Raw genomic sequence first — 20562 nt, forward strand, 5'->3', positions numbered from 1 at the left:
CGCCACCCGCTGTTGCTGGCCGCCGGAGAGGCTGGTGGGCGCGCGCTCGGCGAAATCGCCCAGGCCGACGCGGGCCAGCGCATCCAGGGCGCGGCGGCGCTGCTCGGCCTTGGGCAGGCCGCGCACCTTCAGCGGATAGGCCACGTTGCGCCACAGGCTCATATGCGGGAACAGCGCATAGGACTGGAACACCACCCCCAGCGCCCGCTCATGGGGCTGAAGGTCGGTGATGTCGCGGCCATCGACGATGATGCGGCCGGTATCGGGCCGGGTGAACCCGGCCAGCAGCTTCAGCAAGGTGCTCTTGCCGGAGCCGGACGGGCCGATCACCGCCAGCAGTTCGCCGGTGGCGATCTCCAGATTGATGTCGAACACCCCCGCAGTGCTGCCGGGATAGCGAAACGAGATATTCTCGAACCGCACGCTCATGATGCTGCTCCCGCCCGCGCCGCACGGGCGGTGAGCGCCCCGGCGGAAGCCGCCAGCACCGCCAGCACCAGCAGCACCACGGTGGCCGCGCAGGCAAAGCCGGTGGCGCCGTAGAAGGCCTGGAGCAAGGTGATGGGATAGGTGCGCGACAGGAAGCCGGCGATCAGATTGGAGATCTGGAACTCGCCGATGGAAATGGCCGAGACCGTGATCAGCCCCGCCAGCAGGCTGTGGCGGATCAGCGGCAGGACGATATCGACGAAGCGGGCGCGGAACGGCGCGCCGAGCGTCGCCGCCACCCGCTCCAGTTCGGCCAGATTGAGATTGGTCATGTCGGACAACAGGATGTTCAGCAGATAGGGCAGCGTCACCACCACATGGGCGGCGATCAGCAGCCAGATGGACCCCAGCCAGGGCAGCGCGTCGGACGAGAACACCAGGATGAAGCCGAACCCCAGCACCAGTTCCGGGGTGGCCACCGGCAGCAGCGTCACGATGCGCGCCGCCGCCTGCACCCCGCGCCGGGCGCTGGAATAGATGGCATAGGCGAGCGGCACCGCGATCAGCATGTTGAGCACGCAGGTGGCCGCCACCACTTGCAGGCTGGTGGCGAACGCCCGGCGGAAGCTGGGATCGCTGGCCAGTTCCACATACCAGCGCCCGGTGAGCCCGGTGGGCAGCAGGGAATTGGTCCAGCTCTCCCCCACCGACCCCACCACCAGCAGGACGATCGGCGCGAACAGGAAGGCGAGATAGAGGATCGTGGCGAGCACGGCGCTGACTGCCCCCAGGTGAACGGCCTTGTTCTGCCCAAAGCCGATGATGTTTTTATGACATTTTGGAAGAAAACGGTCAGCCCGTCCTCACACCGGCGTCGCGCGATCCAGCCGCAGCAGGCGCGCGGCCACATGGGGGAGCACGTCCTCCACGGTTTCGCACACCAGCACCCCCGGCACGCTGGGGGCGTTGAGGAGGGCCAGCACCAGGCGGTTGAAGTGCATGCCGAAGGCCATTTCGCTCAAGGTGCCATACTCGCCCCCCACAGCCACCAGAACTTCGCAGGCCCGCGCCACCACCGCATTGCGGGCCGGTCCCAGACCGGTGGCCAGCGGGATGGTCACATAGGGGTTTGCGGTGTCCCATTCGTCGTCCGGAATGATGCCGATGGTCACGCCGCCGGCGGAAAAGGCGCCGCGGCTGGCCGCTTCCATCACCCCCTTGCGGCCGCCGGTCAGCAGGGTCAGGCCCAGCTGGGCAAAGGCCCGCCCCAGGGCTTCGGCGACGATTTCCTGCTCCGCATTGGCGTTCTTGGGGCCGATGATGCCCACGGGAACCCGCCGCATCCGGCCGCTGGCGGTGAGCAGCGCCAGGGCTTCCACCGGCGAGACCGAGCGCACCACTTCCGTGACATCGTCCACCAGCGGGCACCAGACCAGCGCCCAGGGATCAAAGCGCTCGGCGCCGCACACGAGCATGCCGCTCTCGGTCCAGACCAGAGGCGCGGGGGTGGACGGGGGGCGGGTAGAGGGGAGCATGGCAAAGCGCTTTCTCAACAATCCGGCTCGACCGGCGACGGGCGGTGGCTTACGATGCCACGATGTAAGTTTTCTTACATCTTCCACCGCAAAACGCCAACCGCCCGCACCAGGCTTTTTGCCACCGCCCTGCCCGCCGGAACGCCGCCCATGCCCCCCGCCGATCTTGATGCCGACGTCTCCCCGCGCCAGCAGGAAATCGTCACCCGCGTCCGCGAACAGGGCTTCGTCACCATCGAGACCCTGGCGAAGATGTTCGATGTCTCGCCCCAGACCGTGCGCCGCGACATCATCCGCCTGGACGAGGTCGGCCTGATCCAGCGCTTTCACGGCGGCGCCGGCCAGCGGGAGAACACCACGCGCCTCGGCTATTCCCAGAAGCGCGACACCTCGCCCGATGGCAAGCGCCGCATCGCCCTCGCCTGCGCCGCCTTGATTCCCCACGGCTCGTCCGTGAGCCTGGACGTGGGCACCACCGTGGAGGCGGTGGCCCACGCGCTGCTGGACCACCGCCGCATGCATGTGATCGCCACCAGCCTCGGCGCCGCCACCCTTCTGGCGGACAGCCAGGTGGGCGACGTGGTGGTCACCGGCGGCCTGCTGCGCGGGGCGGACGGCTCGCTGGTGGGGGATGCCGCCATCGCCGCCATCAACCGCTTCCGCGTCGATACCGCCATCCTGGCCTGCTCCGGCTTTGATGACGAGGACGGCTCGGTGATGGATTTCGATGTGCTCAAGGTGGCGATCAAGCAGGCCATGGTCGCCCAGGCCCGGCGGGTGATCCTGGTGGCGGATGCGGCGAAATTCGCCCGCTCCGCTCTGGTGCGGGTGATGCCGTTCGAGGCGGTGTCCATCTTCGTGACCGATGCCGCCCCGCCGGAGCATCTGGCGCAACGCATCGCCGATGCGGGCTGCCGCCTGGTGGTAGCCCCGGCAGAGGTCGCCTGATCCGGCCTGCGCGCCGCGGGTTCTGCCCCCGGGTTGCTGCATGGCTGCGTCCACCGGACAGCACAGCTCCACCCGCTCATCGCGCCTCGGGCGGGAGGCCCGTCGCCACCAAATCGAGCAATAGCTTGGTTTCTGCGAGCCGCTGACCTAAACTGGTACGGCGGTGGCGAGCGTGAAGCGCAGTCCGATGCGCGGCAGCGCCTTAGTTGCTTCACGATTTATCCACACACCATAGGCGAGAGTGCGGTAGCATTTTCGCTAACCAGTTTGGGAATGAGGCGTCGTGAAACGGCTCTTGGCATTGTCCGCACTCGTCGCGTCAGGCGCCCTCTGCGTCGGCTTGGCCGTCAGTCAGGTGCTGTCGACCGCGCCGACGGCCACCGCGTCCACGGTGACCACTCCGCCCCCCACGCCCACGGCGGCCGCTTCGGCCCCGGCGGTGACGCCGGGCGTTCCGCGCACGGCGCTCGCCGGAGCCATCGCCCCGGTGGCCGCAACCGCGCCCGCTTTGCCCCCCTCCGCCGGCGCTCCCGGCGCCAATGGGCTGCCCGCGCTGTTCCCGCCGCAGGGCGCCGTCCCCGCACTCGGTGCCGTGACCACGCCGCCGCTGAAGCGGGCGGCCTCCTATCGCTCGGTCGAGGTGGACGGCCCCTATATCGCTTTGACCTTCGACGATGGCCCGAGCCCGGAAACCACCCCGAAGCTGCTCAAGATCCTCGCCGAGCGCAATATCAAGGCGACCTTCTTCGTGCTGGGCACCCATGCCACCGCGAACCCGGACATCCTGCGCAGCCAGATCGCCGCGGGTCACGAGGTGGGCAACCACTCCTGGAACCATCCGCAGCTGACCAAGATCAAGCTCGAGGCGGCGGACAAGCAGATCGAGGACACGTCTGCGGCGATCCAGAACGCGACCGGCGTGAAGCCCATCTATCTGCGGCCGCCTTATGGCTCCATGACGCCGGCGCTGCAGCACCACATTTCGGAGAAGTACGGCATCAGCACCATCTATTGGTCGGTGGATCCGCTGGACTGGAAGATCCGCGATCCGCAGAGCGTCTATGACCAGATCATGAAGCAGGTGAAGCCGGGCGCCATCGTCCTGGCCCATGACATCCACGCAACCACGGTTGCGGCCATGCCCCGCCTGCTGGATGCGCTGATCGCCAAGGGCTACAAGTTCGTGACCGTGTCCGAACTCATTGCCATGGAAAAGCCGGCGACGGCCAAGGTGGCCTCGGCCACCCCTGTTGCGGCCCCTGCCCCGGCAGCGGTCAAGAAGAAGCCTCAGGCCCAGTCGCCGTCCCAGTCCCAGTCACCGCAGCGCCCCAAGCCGCCTGCGGCGGTGTCGAGCAGCGGACGCGATGCCAATAATTACGGGCTCTACTGAGGCCTCTGACCGCGACGTACGTTAGGCGGGCATTCTCCGCCTTAGCCCTGGAGACGCCAGCCGATCGGCGCGCTGACGCCATCGGCAACGCACACCGCCCTGTGAGGGACCGCCCTGTGAGGGTTGGGGTTCAGCTGCCCGCGGGCTGCGCGCGCGCCGCGTCGGCCGTATCCGCGTCGCGCAGGTCGCGGATGGTGGCGCTGCGCTTCAGCCGGGCGATGTCCTCGGCGGCATAGCCGGCCTCGGTGAGCACTTCATCGGTGTGCTCTCCCAGCCGCGGCGCCAGCCGCTGGACCGTCGGCTGGCTTTCGCTCCAGCGCGACGGCACTTTCATCTGCACCGTGCGCCCCTCCGCCGGATGCTCGGTGGGAATGAAGAAGCCCACCGCCTCCAGATGCGGATCGGCGGTGATGCCGTCGAGATCCTGCAACGGCATGTGCGGGATGTCCGCAGCCTGGAGCAGATCCACCCAATCGGCCGTACCACGGGTGGCGAAGATCGCCGCGAGGTGCTCGGTGATGGCGTCGATATGGGTGATGCGGCTGGCATGGCTGGCAAAGCGCGCGTCGCTGAGCGCCTCCGCGCGCCCGGTGAGGGTCAGGAAGCTGCGCCAGTGCCGATCCGTATAGAGCACCACGCACAGATGGCCGTCCGCCGTCCGGTAGGGGCGACGGTGGCGCGAGAGCAGCCTGGAATAGCCCGGCGGCCCCAGCGGCGGCTCGTAGCTCAGCCCCCCCAGATGATCGCCCAGCACGAAGCTGGCCATGGTCTCGAACATGGGGATGTCGATCTTCTGGCCCTTGCCGGACCGGTCGCGATACCGCAGCGCCGCCAGGATGGCATTGACCGCATGCAGCCCCACCACCCGGTCGGCGATATTCACCGGCACATAGCGTGGCGTGCCGTCGCCGGTTTCCGCCAGCAGGGCGGGAATGCCCACCGCGCCCTGGATCAGATCATCATAGGCCGGGCGCTCCGCATAGGGGCCATCCTGGCCGAAGCCGAAGGTGCCCACATAGACCAGGCGGGCGTTGACCTGCGCCAGAGCCTCATAGCCCAGCCCCAACCGCTCCATGGCCTGCGGCCGGATGTTGTAGACCATCACGTCGCAGGTCGCCGCCAGCCGCAGCGCCACCTCCCGCCCGCCCGGCGCCTTGAGATCCACCGCGATGCTGCGCTTGCTGCGGTTGGCATGCATGAACATGCCGCCCATCTCGCCGCTGCGGCTGGGACCCACCTGCCGGATCATGTCGCCGCCCAGGCCCTCCAGCTTGATGACATCGGCCCCCATGTCGCCCAGCAGCGAGGTGGCATAAGGCCCCATCAGCACGGAGGTGAGGTCGAGAACGCGAATGCCGTCGAGCGGGCCCATGATGTGTCCTGGTTGATCGAAACGGGGCGCGGCGCCGACGGCGTTAGCGCCCGGCAGCGGCGGGGGGATCGAAGGCGCGCAGCGGCGGCAAGGGGCCCTCGAAACGGGCGCATTGAATCACGGTCACCTGCCCGCAGCTGCCTTGCGCCAGTCGCGAGGTGCCGATGTCCCGGGTCAGCACGTTGGGATTGCCGTGGACGCAATCGGGAGACGCCGCATCGGGAGCGCTCCCATCGGGTGACTCCGGGTCGTACCAGGCCCCCGTGGGCAGATGCACCACCCCCGGCATCACCCCATCGCAGACCTTGGCGGCCGCCAGACACGCGCCCCGGGCGTTGAACAGGCGGATGATGTCGCCGTCCGTGATGCCGCGGGCCTCCGCATCCACCGCATGGAGCCGCGCCACCTCGCGCCCGGCCACCTTGCTGGCCTGGCTGTAGGCGCCGAAATCCAATTGGCTGTGCAGCCGGGTGGCCGGCTGGTTGGCGACCAGAATGAGCGGATGCTCAACGGTGGGCGGTTCGGTGGAGGCCAGCCAGGTGGGATGGGCGGGACAGTCGTCATAGCCGAAGCCGGCAATGGTCGCGGAGGTGATTTCCACCTTGCCGCTGGGCGTGGGCAAAGGCGATGCCGCCGGATCGGCGCGGAAGCTGCGCAGCAGCCCGCCATCATCGGGCGCCGATGGCAGGGCCAGTTCGCCCCGCGCCCAGAAGGTGTCGAAATCCGGGGCGTCCCAGCCCTGCTCCGCCAGAGCGCGGCGGGTGGGCTCATAGAGATGCGCCAGCCATTGGCGGGTGACGCGCCCTTCCGTGAACGCCGCCTCCACCCCGAGCCGCGCGGCCAGAGCGGTGAAGATGGCGAAATCATCCCGCGCCGCGCCCACCGGCGGCGCGAGCGCGCGCATGGCGATCAGGCGCGGATCGGTGGCAGCGGCGCCGATATCCTCGCGCTCCAGGGTCATGGTCGCCGGCAGCACGATGTCGGCGAAGCGCGCCATGGGCGTCCAGGCGGTCTCATGCACGACGATCGTCTCTGCGCGGGACAGGGCAGCCCGCAGCCGGTTGAGATCCTGATGGTGGTGGAACGGGTTGCCGCCGGCCCAATAGATCAGCTTGATCTCGGGATAAGCATAGGTTCCACCATTATAGGCGAAGGGCGCGCCGGGATGGAGCAGCATATCGCTGATGCGGGCCACCGGAATGAAATCGGCAACGCCGTTGCGGCCCTGGGGCATGGTGGGGATGGGCACCGCATTCACCCGGCGCCCGGTGTGGCCCATGGCGCCGAGGGCATAATTGTAGCCGCCCCCCGGCAGGCCGATCTGCCCCACCATGGCCGCCAATGCCGCTGCCGCCCACACCGGCTGCTCGCCATATTGCGCCCGCTGGAGCGAGTGGGAGACGGTGATCAGGCTGCGGCCGGCCACCAGCCGGCGCGCCAGATCCACGATCGTCGCCGCCGGGACGCCGGACAGCCCCGCCGCCCACTCCGCCGTCTTGGGCTGGCCGTCGTCGGCCCCCTCCAGATAGCGGGCGAACGCCGGGAAGCCGACGGTGTAGCGCTCCAGAAAGCCGTGATCGCACAGCCCCTCGGTCAGCAGGGTGTGGGCCAGCCCCAGCATCACCGCCACATCGGTGCCGGGGCGAACCGGCGTCCAGCGCGCCGCCGCCTCGGCGGGACAATCATCGCGCAGCGGGCTCAGCAGTTCGAACACGGTGCCGCGGGTGGCGGCGCGGGCCATGGCCTCGCCCTCGATGTGGCGGCTGATGCCGCCGCTGGCGATCATGGCATTCTTCAGCGCCATGCCGCCGAAGGCGAGCACCAGATCGGTGTGCGCGCACACCTGGTCCCAGGTCACATTGCGCCGGGACAGGGCCTCGAACGGCCCCAGCACATGGGGCAGGATCACCGCCGAGGCGCCGGCACTATAGCTGTTGACCGAGCGCACATAGCCGCCGAACGCCACATTGAGGAAGCGGTGGATCTGGCTCTGGGCATGGTGGAAGCGCCCCGCGCTCGACCAGCCGTAGGAGCCACCGTAAATGGCCCGCGCCCCGCCCGCCGCATGCACCCGGCGCAGGTCGCCGGCCAGGAGATCCAGCGCCGTATCCCAGGGCAAGGCCACGAAATCATCGTCGAAGGACCGTTGACGCGGCACCCCGCCGCCCTCCAGCCAGGACCGCCGCGCCATGGGGTGGCGGACCCGCGCCTTGTGGCGCAGCGCATCGGTGAAATTGCCCAGGATGGGAGATGGCGCCGGGTCGCACGGGTCCGGAAGGATCTCCAGCCGGCCCGCATCCAAGCGCGCCTGGAAGGCGCCCCAATGCGCGCTGTGGGACAGGAATGCGGAGGCTGTGCTCTGATCTTTCACGCGGCTTCCCATGCGCCCGGCGGCCAAATCGCCCGCGGCTTGAAACGGGCAAGCATGCGGCGACAGCGTCATATTGATCGGCGGCTTTGGATCAGTCCAATATGCCGCTACGCGCATTTAGATAACTCGTACTTATGGAAGAGAGCCCATGGCCGGCGGCCGACGACCCACGCGGGCGAACATGGAACTGCGGCATCTGCGCTATTTTCTCGCCACCGCCGAGGAGCTGAATTACGGCCGCGCGGCCGAGCGGCTGAAGATCGCCCAGCCGGGCCTCAGCCAGCAGATCAAGAGCCTGGAAGCGATCATCGGGACACCGCTGTTTGACCGCACCCGCCGCACCGTCCAGCTCACTTTGGCCGGCGAGCGGTTCGAGCAGGAGGCCCGCAAGACCCTGGCTCAGGCGGAAACCGCCGTTCTCGCCGCCCGCCGCGCCGGGCGGGGCGAGGTGGGCAGCATCGCCATCGGCTATGTGGGCTCGGCGGCCTATACGGGGGTGCTGACCACCATGGTCGGCACCTTCCGCGCCTCGCATCCGGAAGTGGAACTGCAGATTTCCGAAATGGAGATGCAGCAGCAGCTGGACCAGTTGAGCGAAGGCAAGCTGGACATCGGCTTCATCCGCCCGCCCATCCCCTATCCGGTGGGCATTTCCAGCATCCGGGTGCTGCAGGAGGAGATCGTGCTCGCCATGCCCGCCAGCCACGCGCTGGCGGGGGATGAGATGGTTCCCCTGGCGAGCCTCAGCGGCGACACCTTCATCACGCCCCGCCATCCCTCCAATGTGAGCTTCCACGAGCATACGGTGCAGGCCTGCCAAGGGGCGGGGTTTTTCCCCAAATTGGGGCCGCAGGGGCGGGATTTCGTGACCATCGCCAGCATGGTGGCGGTGGGCATCGGCGTGGCGCTGGTGCCGCAGTCCCTGCGCTGCATCCAGGTGCCGGGGATCGTCTACAAGCCGGTGAAAGGCGCGCCGATCCTGGCGGAACTGGCGGTCGCCTTCCGGCGCACCGAGCCCTCGCCGGTGGCCCGCGCCTTCGCCAAGCATGCCCGCAGCTTCGGCCAGGGGGACGCCAAAGCCGCACGAAGCGACCTTTGAGAAGTTGAAGTTCTCAAAAATCCAGCGACTGCGTATTGGACTGATCCGAACTCCTGCGCCGATACTTCACCGGCTTGAGGCTTTCCGCACCGGTGCAGCACCGGCGCAGCGGGGTCCAGCGGCGTAACCGGAGCAGTCAGATCCCATGCAGTGGCAAGAGCGAAGCGGCAGTCCGTTCACCTGCGAAAAGAGCCCCGTGACGGCGTCACGCGGGATGGCGGTGACCAACCATCCGCTGGCCTCCGCCGCCGCCGTGGAGATGCTGGCAGCAGGCGGCAACGCCATCGACGCCACCGTGGCCGCGCTGTTCACCCTCACCGTCGTCGAGCCGATGATGGTGGGCATTTTCGGCGGCGGCACCGCTCTGATCCGCCTCGCCGATGGCCAGGAAATCGTGCTCGACGGCCTCTCCACCGCGCCCGCCGCGGCGGCGCCGGACAGCTACCGGCCCCTGTCGGACAGTTGGCCCGATTATATGGAAACCCACGGCCGCGAGAACCGCGTCGGCGCCAAGGCCATCGCCGTGCCGGGCAACCTCAAGGCGTGGTGCGAGGCCGCGGCGCGCTTTGGCCGCCTCGGCCTGCCGGCCTTGATGGAACCCGCCATCCGCCATGCCGCCAACGGCTTCGTGCTGTCGCCATATCTGGCCACCTGCATCGGCGAGATCGCTCCCGATCTGGCGCTCGACCCCGCCATTGCCGCGGTCTTCCTGCCGGGCGGCGTGCCGCTGAAAGCCGGTGATCGCCTGGTCCAGGCGGACTATGCCCGCACCTTGCAAGCCATCGCCCAGGATGGTCCCGACATCCTCTATGGCGGCGCCTTGGGCCGCCGCATCGCCGACTATCTGGAGGGCGCGGGCTCCTTCGTGCGGCTGCGGGATCTGGCGGACTACGCCACTGTGCAGCGCGAGCCGGTGCGCGGCACCTATCGCGGGGTGGAAATCGTCGGCCCGCCCCCGCCCTGCTCCGGCGGCGTGCAGACATTGCAGGTGCTCAATATCCTGGAGGCCTATGATATCGGCGCTCTGGGCTTCGGCACCGCGCCGACGCTGCACCTAGTGCTGGAGGCGATGAAGATCGCCGCCGCCGACCGGCGCGCCGTCACCGCCGATCCCGCCTTCTTCGACGTGCCGGTGGAGCGCCTGATCTCCAAGGACTATGGCGCCCAGCGTCGCCGGGAGATCGATCCCGCGCGGGCGGGGAGCTTCGTCTCCCAGGTGCTCAGCAACGAGAGCGCCAACACCACCCACGTCACCATCGCCGATGACGAGGGCAACATCGTCACCTCCACCCAGACCATCAACAGCCTGTTCGGCGCCCGCATCATGATCCCCGGAACGGGCATCATTCCGAACAACTATATGTATCTGTTCGATCCCCATCCCGGCCTGGCCTTGTCGTTGCAGCCGGGCAAGCGCATCACCAGCGGCATCACCGCGCTGATCGGCAAGCGCGATGGCCGCCCGATCTTCGCTTTGGGCCTGCCCGGTGCCCACCGCATTCCGGCCTCCGCCATGCAGGCGGTGCTGAACATCGTCGACCACGGCATGAGCCTCCAGGAAGCGGTGGAAGCGCCGCGCGTCTTCACCTGGGGCCAGGAGGCCGAACTGGAGCGCGGACTGGCCGCCGATGTGCGCGACGCGGTGGCGGCGCTGGGCCATGCGGTCCAGCCGGTGGACCATGTGGCGGGCGGCATGTGCGCCATTTCATTCGCGCAAGACGGCACCATGACCGGGGCCGCATGCTGGCGCGCGGATGGTGTGCCCATGGGCATCGGCGGCGGATCGGCGCGCGCGGGCACCTCCTTCTGGCCGGATCCCCGGCGCGGCAAACGCTACTGAGCCTCACGGACCATCCACTCACTTTGCCCGAAGGAAGCCTTCCGATGCGGATCAACAGGCGTGGTCTACTGGGATTGTCCGCTGCGGCCTGCTTCACGCCCTGGTCGCTTCCGGCCCTGGCGCAGCAGGGCAAGGAGTTGCGCTATGCGCCGTGGTCGGCGCTGCGGGTGCTCGACCCGGTGACCACCAATGCCTATGTGACCCGCAATCACGGCTACATGGTCTACGACACGCTGTTCTCCATCGATGCGCAGTATCGCCCACAGCCGCAGATGGTGCAGGACTGGACGGTGAGCGACGACCGGCTCACCTACACCTTCACCCTGCGCCCGGGCCTGCGCTTCCACGATGGCGCGCCGGTGACGGCGCAGGATTGCACCGCCTCCATCATCCGCTGGAGCAAGCGCGACGCGGTGGGCGCACGGCTCGCCGCCGCCACCGATCGGCTGACGGCCCTGGACCCGCGCACCTTTCAGCTCGTGCTCAAATCCCCGTTCGGGCCGCTGTTGGAGGCGCTCGCCAAGCCCAGTTCCTATCCCTTGTTCGTCATGCCCAAGCGCTTCGCCGATACCCCGCCGGAGAAGGCGGTGACCGAAGTGGTGGGGTCCGGCCCCTTGAAGTTCCTGGCCAGCGAATTCAAGCCCGGCGCCAGTTGGGCCTATGAGCGCAATGCGGACTATGTGCCCCGCGCCGAGCCGCCCAGCGGCCTCACCGGCGGCAAGGTGGTGAAGATCGAGCGGCTCAGCATGATCTGGTTTCCCAACAAGGAAACCGCGATCAATGCCTTGCGCAAAGGCGAGATCGACGTCATCGAGGCCATCAAGGCCGACCAGAGGGAGGCGTTGCAGGGCGGTCCCCGGATCGTGGTCCGCCGCCGCTTCGCCCCCAGCACCTCCACCATCCGCTTCAACTGGGCCCAGCCGCCGTTCGACAATGTGGATGTGCGCCGGGCGGTGCAGGCGGTGGCCACCCAACGCGACTTCATGGACGCCACCATCGGTGATCCGGCCTCCTACCAGATCTGCGGCGCGCTGTTCGGCTGCGGCACACCGCTGGAGAGCGAGGCCGGCGTGGTCGATCCCGGCACGCCTGACATCGCCAAGGCCAAGGCCCTGCTGCAAAAGGGGGGCTACAACGGCGAGAAGGTGGTGCTGATCACCCCCGGCGACAATGCCGCTTATGCCGGCCTTGCGCCTTTGACCCAGCAGATCCTGCGCTCCATCGGCATGAACTGCGAGATCCAGGCCATCGAGTGGACCAGCTTCCTCAGCCGCCGCAGCAATTCCGGGCCGGTGGCCCAGGGCGGTTGGAACATCGCCAATGCGGTGCTGGAAATGTCCGATCTGCTCTCGCCTTTGGGCAATCTCAATTTCGATGCCCGCGGCACCGCCGGCTACACCGGCTTCGTGGACGATCCCGAGACCGAGAAGCTGAAGACGCAATTCCAGTCCGAGACCGATCCTGTGAAGCAAAAGGCCATCGCCGTGGCCATGCAGAAGCGGGCCTATGATCTGGTGTTCTACATCCCGCTCGGCACCTACTTCGACTATGAGGCGTTCCAGGCCAATGTGAAGGACTTCATCTTGGCCCCGCTTCCGGTCATGTGGCAGGTGGACAAGCAATAGATGTCCACGCACACCCCCACAGACCCTGACCAGCGATCCGACATGCCGTCACGTGCGACCATCGCGAAGGCGCTGCGCGCGCTGGACGGCATCTCGCCGTCCACCATCGGCCATGTGCGGCAGTCCGGCTTCATGGACTGCGGCATCCGGGCGCTTCTGCCCGAGCGGCGGGCGCTGGGGCCGGCCTTCACCATCCGCGCACCGGGCGCCGATGGCGCCATCATCGCCCATGCTCTGGGGCAGGCGGCGCGCGGCGACGTGCTGGTGATCGACCGCTGCGGCGAGCGGGTTCACGCCGCCTGGGGTGGGGTGCTGGCCCATGCGGCGCGGGTGCTGGGACTGGCCGGCGTGATCATTGACGGACTGATCTGCGACCCCGACGAACTGCGCCGCGAGGGCGTGCCGGTCTGGCATCGGGGCACCACGGCCCTGACCACCCGGCGGATGGGCATCGGCGGGGACATCGGCCGCACGGTGAGTTGCGGCGGGGTCCCGGTGCGGCCGGGGGACATCATCCTGGCGGACGAGAGCGGCGTGCTGGTGCTGCCCGCCGACGAGGCCCTTGCCACCGCTGCCACCGCCCACGCCATGCAGGCGCGCGAGGCGGTGACCCGCGCCCGGATCGACGCCGGCGAGAGCATGGCCGCCATCGCCGGCACCGCCGCGCTGTTCGCAAAGACCCACACGCGCATCGACACTCAGACATAGGGGAAGGGGCCGGACCATGACGACGCTCAATCGACGCCAGGCCTTGGGCCTCTCGGCGGGAGCCTTTCTCGCCCTCGGCACGCGGGCGCAGGCGCAGGGCCGCAAGATCCTGCGGGTCTCGCCGCACGCGGCTTTGCGGGTGCTCGATCCCGTGACCACCAATGCCTATATCACCCGAAACCATGCCTATATGGTCTACGACACGCTGTTCTCCATCGATGCCCAGTATCGGCCGCAGCCGCAGATGGTGCAGGACTGGACCGTCAGTGATGATCAGCTGACCTACAGCTTCACCCTGCGCGAGGGATTGGCCTTCCACGACGGCCCGAGTGTGACCAGCGCGGACTGCTTGGCCTCCATCACCCGCTGGGCACAGCGCGACGTGGTGGGCCGGCGCCTCGCCGCCGTCACCGCAGCCATGGAAGCCGGGGACGCCCGCTCGTTCAAGATCGTGCTCAAGGAGCCGTTCGGGCCGATGCTGGAGACCCTGGCGCGGCCCAGCTCCATCCCGCTGTTCATCATGCCCAAGCGCATCGCCGACACCTCGCCGGACAAGGCGCTGGAAGAGGTGGTGGGCTCCGGCCCCTTCCGCTTCATCGCCTCGGAGTTCCGCCCCGGCGTGAGCTGGGCCTATGAGCGCAACGAGAAATACGTGCCGCGCGCGGAGCCGCCCAGCGGCCTTGCGGGCGGCAAGGTGGTGAAGGTGGATCGGGTCGAGGCCCTGTGGCTGCCCAGCAAGCAGACCGCCATCAACGCGCTGCAGAAGGGCGAGATCGATCTGCTGGAGAGCCTCAATGCGGACCAGCGGCCGATGCTCACCGGCCCGGACGTCACCGTGCGCCGCAAGCCGGGGCCGAACGCCTCCACCATCCGCTTCAACTGGCTGCTGCCGCCGTTCGACAATGTGAAGGCGCGCCAGGCGGTGCAGGCGGTGGTGACGCAGCAGGACTATATGGACACGGCCATCGGCGATCCGCAGTCCTACCAGGTCTGCGGCGCCCTGTTCGGCTGCGGCACGCCGCTGGAGACCGACGCCGGCTTCCCCGATACCGGCAAGCCGGACACGGCGCGCGGCAAGGCGCTGCTGAAGGCGTCCGGCTACAAGGGCGAGAAGGTGGCCATCATCACCCCCGGTGATATCGCCTCCTTTGCCCCCTTGGCGCCGCTCACCCAGCAGGTGCTCAAATCCATCGGCATGGACAGCGAAATCCAGACCATGGAATGGAGCGCCTTCCTGGCCCGCCGCGCCCGCACCGTGCCGGTGGCGGAGGGCGGATGGAACATCGCCCACGCGGTGTTCGATCGCATCGACCTGATCTCGCCTTTGGGCAACATGAATTTCGATGCCCGCGGCAAGTCCGCTTATACCGGCTTCGTGGACGACCCCGAGACCGAGGCGCTGAAGACCCAATATCAGCGCGAGACCGACCCCGCCAAGCAGAAGGCCATCGTCGAGCAGATGCAGCGCCGCGCCTATGAGCTGGTGTTCTATATTCCGCTCGGCACCTATTATGATTACGAGGCGTTCCGCACCACGGTCACCGGCTATGTGCCCTCGCCGGTGATGGTGCTGTGGGGCGTGGACAAGCGCTGATGCTCCGCCTCATCGCACTCCGCATCGTCTCCGCCGTGCCGGTGATGCTGGTGGTCGCCACCATCGTCTTCCTGCTGCTGCGGCTCAGCCCCGGTGATCCGGCCACCATCCTCGCCGGCGACATGGCGGGGCCGGACGCGGTCGCGCGCATGCGCGTCGAGCTGGGGCTCGACCGCCCGCTGCTGATCCAGTATTTCGCCTGGCTCGGCGAACTGGCCCAGGGCCATCTGGGGCAATCGATCCTCTCCAAGGTGCCGGTGCTGGCGCTGATCCGCGACCGCATCGAACCGACTTTGGTGCTGGCGGGCGCGGCGATCCTCATCACCGTGCTGGTGGCGGTGCCGCTGGGGGCCATCGCCGCCTGGCGCCACAACAGCTGGGTGGACCGGGCGGTGATGACGCTGTCGGTGATCGGCTTCTCGGTGCCGGCGTTCGTCATCGGCTATCTGCTGATCCTGTTCCTCTCCATCCGCGCCGATCTGTTTCCGGTCCAGGGCTATGTCAGCCCGTTCGTGGACCCGATCGCGGCCCTGCGCCATCTGGTGCTGCCTTCGCTGACGCTGGCGCTGGTGTTCATGGCGCTCATCGCCCGCGTCACCCGCTCCAGCGTGCTGGAGGTGCTGGGACAGGACTTCGTGCGCACCGCCCGCGCCAAGGGCAACCGGGAGGGGCGCATCCTGTGGCGCCACGCGCTGCCCAATGCGGCGGTGCCCATCATCACCGTCATCGGCCTGGGCATCGCCATGCTGATCAGCGGCGTGGTGGTGACGGAGAGCGTGTTCAACCTGCCCGGTGTGGGCCGCCTGACCATCGATGCCATCCTGGCGCGGGACTATCCCGTGGTGCAGGGGCTGATCCTGTTCTTCGCCCTGATCTATGTGGGCGTGAACCTTCTCATCGACGTCGCTTATGTGATCGTCGATCCCCGCATCCGCTACTGAGGACCGACCATGAGCGAGATCGGTCAAGCCGCCGGGCGCGGGCGCCGCGTTTTTCTGCTGGATCTGGCGCTGGAGAACCGCGCCATCCTGATCAGCGGCGCTGTGCTGCTCACCATCGTCTGCATCTCGGCCTTCGCCGGGCTGCTGACCACCGCCGATCCGTTCCAGATCCGCCCGCGCCTGCGCCTGCGGCCGCCGGGCCCGGACTTCTGGTTCGGCACCGATGCGCTGGGGCGGGATGTGTTCGCCCTCGTGCTGCATGGGGGCAAGCTGTCGCTGCTGGTGGGCTTTCTGGCCGCGGTCTGCGGCGCGGTGATCGGCACCGCGCTGGGTCTGGTCACCGGCTATTTCCGCTGGCTCGACACGGTGATGATGCGGGTCATGGACGGCATCATGGCCATCCCCGGCATCCTGTTCGCGGTGGCGCTGGTGTCGCTGGTGGGGCCGAGCCTGTGGTCCATCGTGGCGGCCATCACCTTCTCGGAGATCCCCCGCGTCACACGGCTGGTGCGCAGCGTGGTGCTCAGCGTGCGTGACGAGCCCTATGTGCGCGCCGCCGAAGGCATCGGCCTGCCCTCGGCCCTGGTGCTGGTGCGCCACATCCTGCCCAGCTGCATCGCCCCGCTGATCGTCCAGACCACCTATATGTTCGCCGCCGCCATCCTGGCCGAGGCGGTGCTGGGCTTCCTCGGCGTCGGCTTTCCCCCCGACATCCCCAGCTGGGGCAATGTGCTGGCGGAAGGTCGCGCGGTGTTCCAGCGCGCGCCCTGGACCATCATCGCCCCCGGCCTGTTCCTGGCCCTGACGGTCATGGCCGTGAACATCCTCGGCGACGGTCTGCGCGACCGGCTCGACCCCAGGCTCTCGCGCGCGACAAAGGTCTCCGCATGACCCCCCAGGACACCCCCAAGGCCCCTCCCGTCGACGCCCCCATTCTCGATATCAAGGGCCTGACCATCGCTTTGCCCGGCGGCCTGGACCGGCGCCATGCGGTGGAGGATCTCTCCTTCCGCGTCCACCGGCGGCAGATCGTCTGCCTGGTGGGCGAATCCGGCTCGGGCAAGTCGGTGACCGCCTCGGCGGTGATGAGCCTGCTGCCCAAGGGCACGCTCAAGATCGTCGGCGGCACCATCACCCTGGACGGCGAGAGCCTGATCGGCGCCAGCCCGGAGCGGCTCTGCGCCCTGCGCGGCAACCGCATGGCCATGGTGTTCCAGGAACCGCTCACCGCCCTCAACCCGGTGATGCGGGTGGGCGACCAGATCGCCGAGGTGCTGCGCATCCACCGCCCGCAGATGACCGCCGGCGAGATCGCGGACCGGGTGCGAGAGCTGATGGCCGATGTCCATCTGCCCAACCCGGAGGCGATGCGCCATGTCTATCCGCACCAGATCTCCGGCGGGCAGCGCCAGCGGGTGATGATCGCCATGGCGCTGGCCCTTGAGCCCTCGCTCATCATCGCCGACGAGCCCACCACCGCTCTGGACGTGACCACCCAGGCGCAGATCCTGCGTCTGTTCCGCGAGCTGTTGTCCAAGCACGACAGCGGCATCCTGCTCATCACCCATGATTTCGGCGTGGTCGCCGACGTGGCCGACCATGTGGTGGTGATGCGCCACGGCCGCGCGGTGGAGAGCGGCAAGCCGCAGGCGGTGCTCACCGCGCCCTCCCATCCCTATACCCGCCTGCTGATCGACGCGGTGCCCCGCTTCCATTTCCGCCCACCGGAAACCGTCGGTCCGGAGGTCGCGCTGGAGGTGACCAATCTGCGCCTCACCTACCGCAGCAGCAGCTTTCTGGGCCGGCGCCGGGAGACCGTGGCGCTCGATGACGTGTCCTTTTTCCTGGCCAAGGGCGAGACGCTGGGCATCGTCGGCGAGTCCGGCTCCGGCAAGAGCAGCCTCGCAAAGACCCTGCTGCGGTTCGAGCGACCGGACAGCGGCGAGATCCGCATCGGCGGTACCAACATCGCGTCCTTGGGCGGGGGCGAGTTGCGGCGCTTCCGGCGCACCATCCAGATGATCTTCCAGGATCCCTATGCCTCGCTGAACCCGCGCCGCAAGGTGGGCCAGTCGCTGCTGGAAGGCCCGATCCAGCATGGGGTGTCCCGCGCGGATGCCCTGGCGCGGGTTGAGCGGCTGATGGAGATGGTGGGCCTCAATCGCGAAGCCCTCAGCCGCTTCCCGCACGAATTCTCCGGCGGCCAGCGCCAGCGCATCTGCATCGCCCGTGCCCTGGCCATGGAGCCGGACATCATCGTCGCCGACGAGCCGGTCTCGGCGCTGGACGTCTCGGTTCAGGCCCAGGTGCTGAAGCTGTTCGAGGACCTGCGCCGCGAGATCGGCTTCTCCATGGTGTTCGTGACCCATGATTTGCGCATCGCCTCGAATGTCTGTGATCGGGTGGCGGTCATGCGCCGGGGCCAGATCGTCGAGATCGGCCGCACCGAACAGATTTTCCGCACCCCGCAGCATCCCTATACCCAGGCGCTGATCGCCGCCGTGCCGGGACAAAGCGTCCATGCGGACCTTCTGAGCGCCTGAGGCGTCCGGGGCCAGAGGCCTACGGCCTCGGACGCATCGGGGCGCGGCTTACTCCGCCCCGCCCCGGAACGCCCGCATGCGCGCCCCGAGATAGCGCAGCAACTGGCTGGCCGCCGCCGGCAGCTCGCGCCCCGCCCGGGTGACCAATTGTGCCTCGCCGGCCATCAGTAGCGGGCTGTCGATGGGCACCGCCACCAGCGACCCATCGGCCAGATCGCTTTCCACCGCAAACGCCGGCAGCAAGGTCACGCCCATGTCCGCCTTGGCGAACGCCCGCAGCACATACATGGAATCGGTGGTCAGTTGCGGCGAGAGCCCCACCTGATCGGCGGCTTCCGCCAGCGAGACGATCTGGCGGACGCCATAATTGGACTGCATCAGCCCGAGGGAACAGCGGGCGATCTCCGCCAGCCGTGCCGGCCGTCCCGCCTGCGCCAAAGGATGATCCGGCCGGGCAATCAGGCAGATGGGCTGGCGGATGGAGGCATTCACCCGCAGCCGCGGGTCGGACGGGGCGTGATAGACCAGCCCCATATGGGAACGGTCATCCACCACGGAGCGGATCACCTCGTCGGTGCCCCCCACATGGAAGGCCATGGTGAGCCGGGGGTAGCGGCGCCAGAATGCCAGCAGCGGGCCGGACATGAGGTCGCTGACGAACCCCTCGCCGAGGATGATGTCCAGATGCCCGCGCTGGAGCCCCTGGATCTCGCGCAATTTGGCCAGGGTATCCTCGCGCTCCGCTGACCAGCGGCGGAAGCGGTCCACCAGCAGCGCCCCGGCCTCGGTGGCGCGCACGCCCCGGCCCAGGCGCTCGATCAGGCGCAGGTCCAGGTCCTTCTCCAATTGCGAGATCTGGCGGCTGACCACGGACGGATTGACCCCCATGGCATCCGCCGCCGCCCGCACCGAGCCGAGGCGGATGGCCTCGTACAGATAGCGAAGCCGGTGATCGTCCAGCACATTATTCATCGAGGTGACGCCGAAGTGTTGCTTTTGAGTCAACACTAGCGAACTGGACTCCAGATGTCTGCCAATCCCCTAGCCGGGTACGTTTTTTCGGCAGAAGGCGGGAGATATCATGGCAATCGTTGGAGTGGTCGGCCTCGGCAACATGGGCCGCGGCATGGCAATATCGCTGAAGCGCGGCGGTCATCAGGTGCTGGGCACCGATGCGTCCGAGGCCACCCGCACCGCGCTGGCGGCGGAAGGCATCGAGATCCATCCCGATGTGGCGGCCCTGTGCCGCGAGGCCGAGCTGGTCATCCTGTCCCTGCCCACGGCGGATATCGTCGATGCGGTGGTCACCGGCGAAAACGGCATCCTGGCCCATGCCCGCCCCGGCCTGCTGGTGGTGGACACCTCCACCTCCCATCCCGACACCACCCGCCGCCTCGCCAAGCTGCTGGCCGACGCGGGCGTCGCTTTGATCGACGCCCCGGTGAGCGGCGGCCCCAAGGGCGCCATCACCGGCACCATGACCATGGTCATCGGCGGCTCGGAAGCCGACGTGGCTCGCGCCGAGCCCATCCTGGAGGCCATCAGCGCCAAGCGGGTGCACGTGGGCGCCGTGGGCGCCGGGCATGTGACCAAGATCATCAACAATCTGCTGTGCGCCGCTCATCTGCTCACCGCCGCCGAGGCGGTGAAGATCGCCCGCTCCGCCGGGGTGGATGCCGAGCGCATGCTGGAGGGCATCAATGCCGGCTCCGGCCGCTCCGGCGTCACCTTGGTGAACTTCCCCACCTGGGTGCTGAACGACGCCTTTGATTCCGGCTTCACCATGAAGCTGATGCGCAAGGACGTGCGCCTCGGCGCGCAACTGGTGGACGAGCTCGGCCTGTCCCTGCCGCTGGCAGCGGAGGCCGCCAAGCTCTGGGCCGGCAGCGCCGACACCATCGCCGACGGCGAAGACTTCAACCGCATCGTCGAGCTTCAGCTCGGCACCGATAAGTGAGCGCCGCCATGTCCTTCGAGATCGATCCCCGCGTCGTCCAGGCTCTCAGCGCCTTCTGGCCCGGCCTGGACTTCATCGGCTCCTATGTGGGCGGGCAGATGGTGCGCGGCACCGGCGCCCCGGTCCAGGTCACCGATCCGGCCACCGGCAAGCCGCTGTTCGCTTATGCGGATGCCGGTGAAGCGGTCGCTGCCGCAGCCGCCGACGCCG

Annotated in this window: 17 protein-coding genes and 1 pseudogene; 12 read left to right on the forward strand and 6 right to left on the reverse strand. The window is 68.3% G+C overall.

Going from position 1 to position 20562, the window contains the following annotated elements; all coding sequences use genetic code 11:
• The 3 genes from AAG816_RS25425 to AAG816_RS25435 all read right to left on the reverse strand — a co-directional run.
• A partial coding sequence (locus AAG816_RS25425; protein ID WP_341992509.1) for an ATP-binding cassette domain-containing protein occupies positions 1-429 on the reverse strand: 429 nt, incomplete at its 3' end.
• On the reverse strand, positions 426-1202 hold the full coding sequence (locus AAG816_RS25430; RefSeq protein ID WP_341992510.1) for an ABC transporter permease subunit: 777 nt from the start codon (positions 1200-1202) through the stop codon (positions 426-428). The genes AAG816_RS25425 and AAG816_RS25430, both read right to left, overlap by 4 nt.
• 90 nt (positions 1203-1292) lie before the next feature.
• On the reverse strand, positions 1293-1964 hold the full coding sequence (locus tag AAG816_RS25435) for a TIGR00725 family protein (protein ID WP_341992511.1): 672 nt from the start codon (positions 1962-1964) through the stop codon (positions 1293-1295).
• A gap of 150 nt (positions 1965-2114) precedes the next feature.
• Here AAG816_RS25435 and AAG816_RS25440 point away from each other — a divergent pair, with 150 nt between their 5' ends.
• Together AAG816_RS25440 and AAG816_RS25445 are read left to right on the forward strand one after the other, a co-directional pair.
• Entirely contained in the window at positions 2115-2912 is a 798-nt protein-coding gene (locus tag AAG816_RS25440; RefSeq protein WP_341992512.1) for a DeoR/GlpR family DNA-binding transcription regulator, read from the forward strand.
• A 283-nt stretch (positions 2913-3195) separates the two neighbouring features.
• Positions 3196-4302, forward strand: a complete 1107-nt coding sequence (locus AAG816_RS25445) for a polysaccharide deacetylase family protein (RefSeq protein WP_341992513.1) — start codon at positions 3196-3198, stop codon at positions 4300-4302.
• A gap of 130 nt (positions 4303-4432) precedes the next feature.
• Here AAG816_RS25445 and AAG816_RS25450 read toward each other — a convergent pair whose 3' ends face one another.
• Positions 4433-5674 carry a CoA transferase gene (locus tag AAG816_RS25450; protein ID WP_341992514.1) on the reverse strand — a complete coding sequence of 414 codons (1242 nt, stop codon included), beginning with the start codon at positions 5672-5674 and terminating at the stop codon, positions 4433-4435.
• A 43-nt stretch (positions 5675-5717) separates the two neighbouring features.
• Complete coding sequence (locus AAG816_RS25455) at positions 5718-8045, reverse strand: molybdopterin-dependent oxidoreductase (protein ID WP_341992515.1); 2328 nt, start codon at positions 8043-8045, stop codon at positions 5718-5720.
• Positions 8046-8193: 148 nt separating this feature from the next.
• Here AAG816_RS25455 and AAG816_RS25460 point away from each other — a divergent pair, with 148 nt between their 5' ends.
• The 8 genes from AAG816_RS25460 (at position 8194) to AAG816_RS25495 (ending at position 18395) form a co-directional block, all read left to right on the forward strand.
• Positions 8194-9144 (forward strand): LysR substrate-binding domain-containing protein, encoded by a 951-nt coding sequence (locus AAG816_RS25460; protein ID WP_341992516.1) that lies wholly within the window; start codon positions 8194-8196, stop codon positions 9142-9144.
• 145 nt (positions 9145-9289) lie between these two features.
• Complete coding sequence (gene ggt, locus AAG816_RS25465; protein WP_341992517.1) at positions 9290-10984, forward strand: gamma-glutamyltransferase; 1695 nt, start codon at positions 9290-9292, stop codon at positions 10982-10984.
• A gap of 44 nt (positions 10985-11028) precedes the next feature.
• On the forward strand, positions 11029-12609 hold the full coding sequence (locus AAG816_RS25470) for an ABC transporter substrate-binding protein (protein ID WP_341992518.1): 1581 nt from the start codon (positions 11029-11031) through the stop codon (positions 12607-12609).
• 42 nt (positions 12610-12651) lie between these two features.
• Positions 12652-13317, forward strand: coding sequence for an RraA family protein (locus AAG816_RS25475; RefSeq protein WP_341992519.1), 666 nt, complete (start codon positions 12652-12654; stop codon positions 13315-13317).
• Between the two features lie 16 nt (positions 13318-13333).
• On the forward strand, positions 13334-14911 hold the full coding sequence (locus AAG816_RS25480; protein ID WP_341992520.1) for an ABC transporter substrate-binding protein: 1578 nt from the start codon (positions 13334-13336) through the stop codon (positions 14909-14911).
• Positions 14911-15852, forward strand: a complete 942-nt coding sequence (locus tag AAG816_RS25485; protein WP_341992521.1) for an ABC transporter permease — start codon at positions 14911-14913, stop codon at positions 15850-15852. Before AAG816_RS25480 ends, AAG816_RS25485 begins: the two co-directional genes overlap by 1 nt.
• Before the next feature lie 9 nt (positions 15853-15861).
• The gene (locus tag AAG816_RS25490) at positions 15862-16743 is read left to right on the forward strand and encodes an ABC transporter permease (RefSeq protein ID WP_341992522.1); all 882 of its coding nucleotides are present in this window, start codon (positions 15862-15864) and stop codon (positions 16741-16743) included.
• On the forward strand, positions 16740-18395 hold the full coding sequence (locus AAG816_RS25495) for an ABC transporter ATP-binding protein (RefSeq protein ID WP_341992523.1): 1656 nt from the start codon (positions 16740-16742) through the stop codon (positions 18393-18395). The genes AAG816_RS25490 and AAG816_RS25495 overlap by 4 nt, the downstream gene beginning before the upstream one ends.
• Positions 18396-18443: 48 nt before the next feature.
• Here the strand turns inward: AAG816_RS25495 and AAG816_RS25500 are convergent, their stop codons facing one another.
• Positions 18444-19400 (reverse strand): LysR family transcriptional regulator, encoded by a 957-nt coding sequence (locus AAG816_RS25500; RefSeq protein WP_341992524.1) that lies wholly within the window; start codon positions 19398-19400, stop codon positions 18444-18446.
• A gap of 76 nt (positions 19401-19476) precedes the next feature.
• On the opposite strand from AAG816_RS25500, the gene AAG816_RS25505 reads away from it, so the two are divergent.
• Together AAG816_RS25505 and AAG816_RS25510 are read left to right on the forward strand one after the other, a co-directional pair.
• Positions 19477-20352 carry an NAD(P)-dependent oxidoreductase gene (locus AAG816_RS25505; RefSeq protein ID WP_341992525.1) on the forward strand — a complete coding sequence of 292 codons (876 nt, stop codon included), beginning with the start codon at positions 19477-19479 and terminating at the stop codon, positions 20350-20352.
• A gap of 8 nt (positions 20353-20360) precedes the next feature.
• Positions 20361-20562 (forward strand): annotated as a pseudogene (locus AAG816_RS25510) (aldehyde dehydrogenase); the annotation flags it as partial.

The organism is Azorhizobium sp. AG788 (genome assembly GCF_943371865.1).
Lineage (GTDB): Bacteria > Pseudomonadota > Alphaproteobacteria > Rhizobiales > Xanthobacteraceae > Azorhizobium.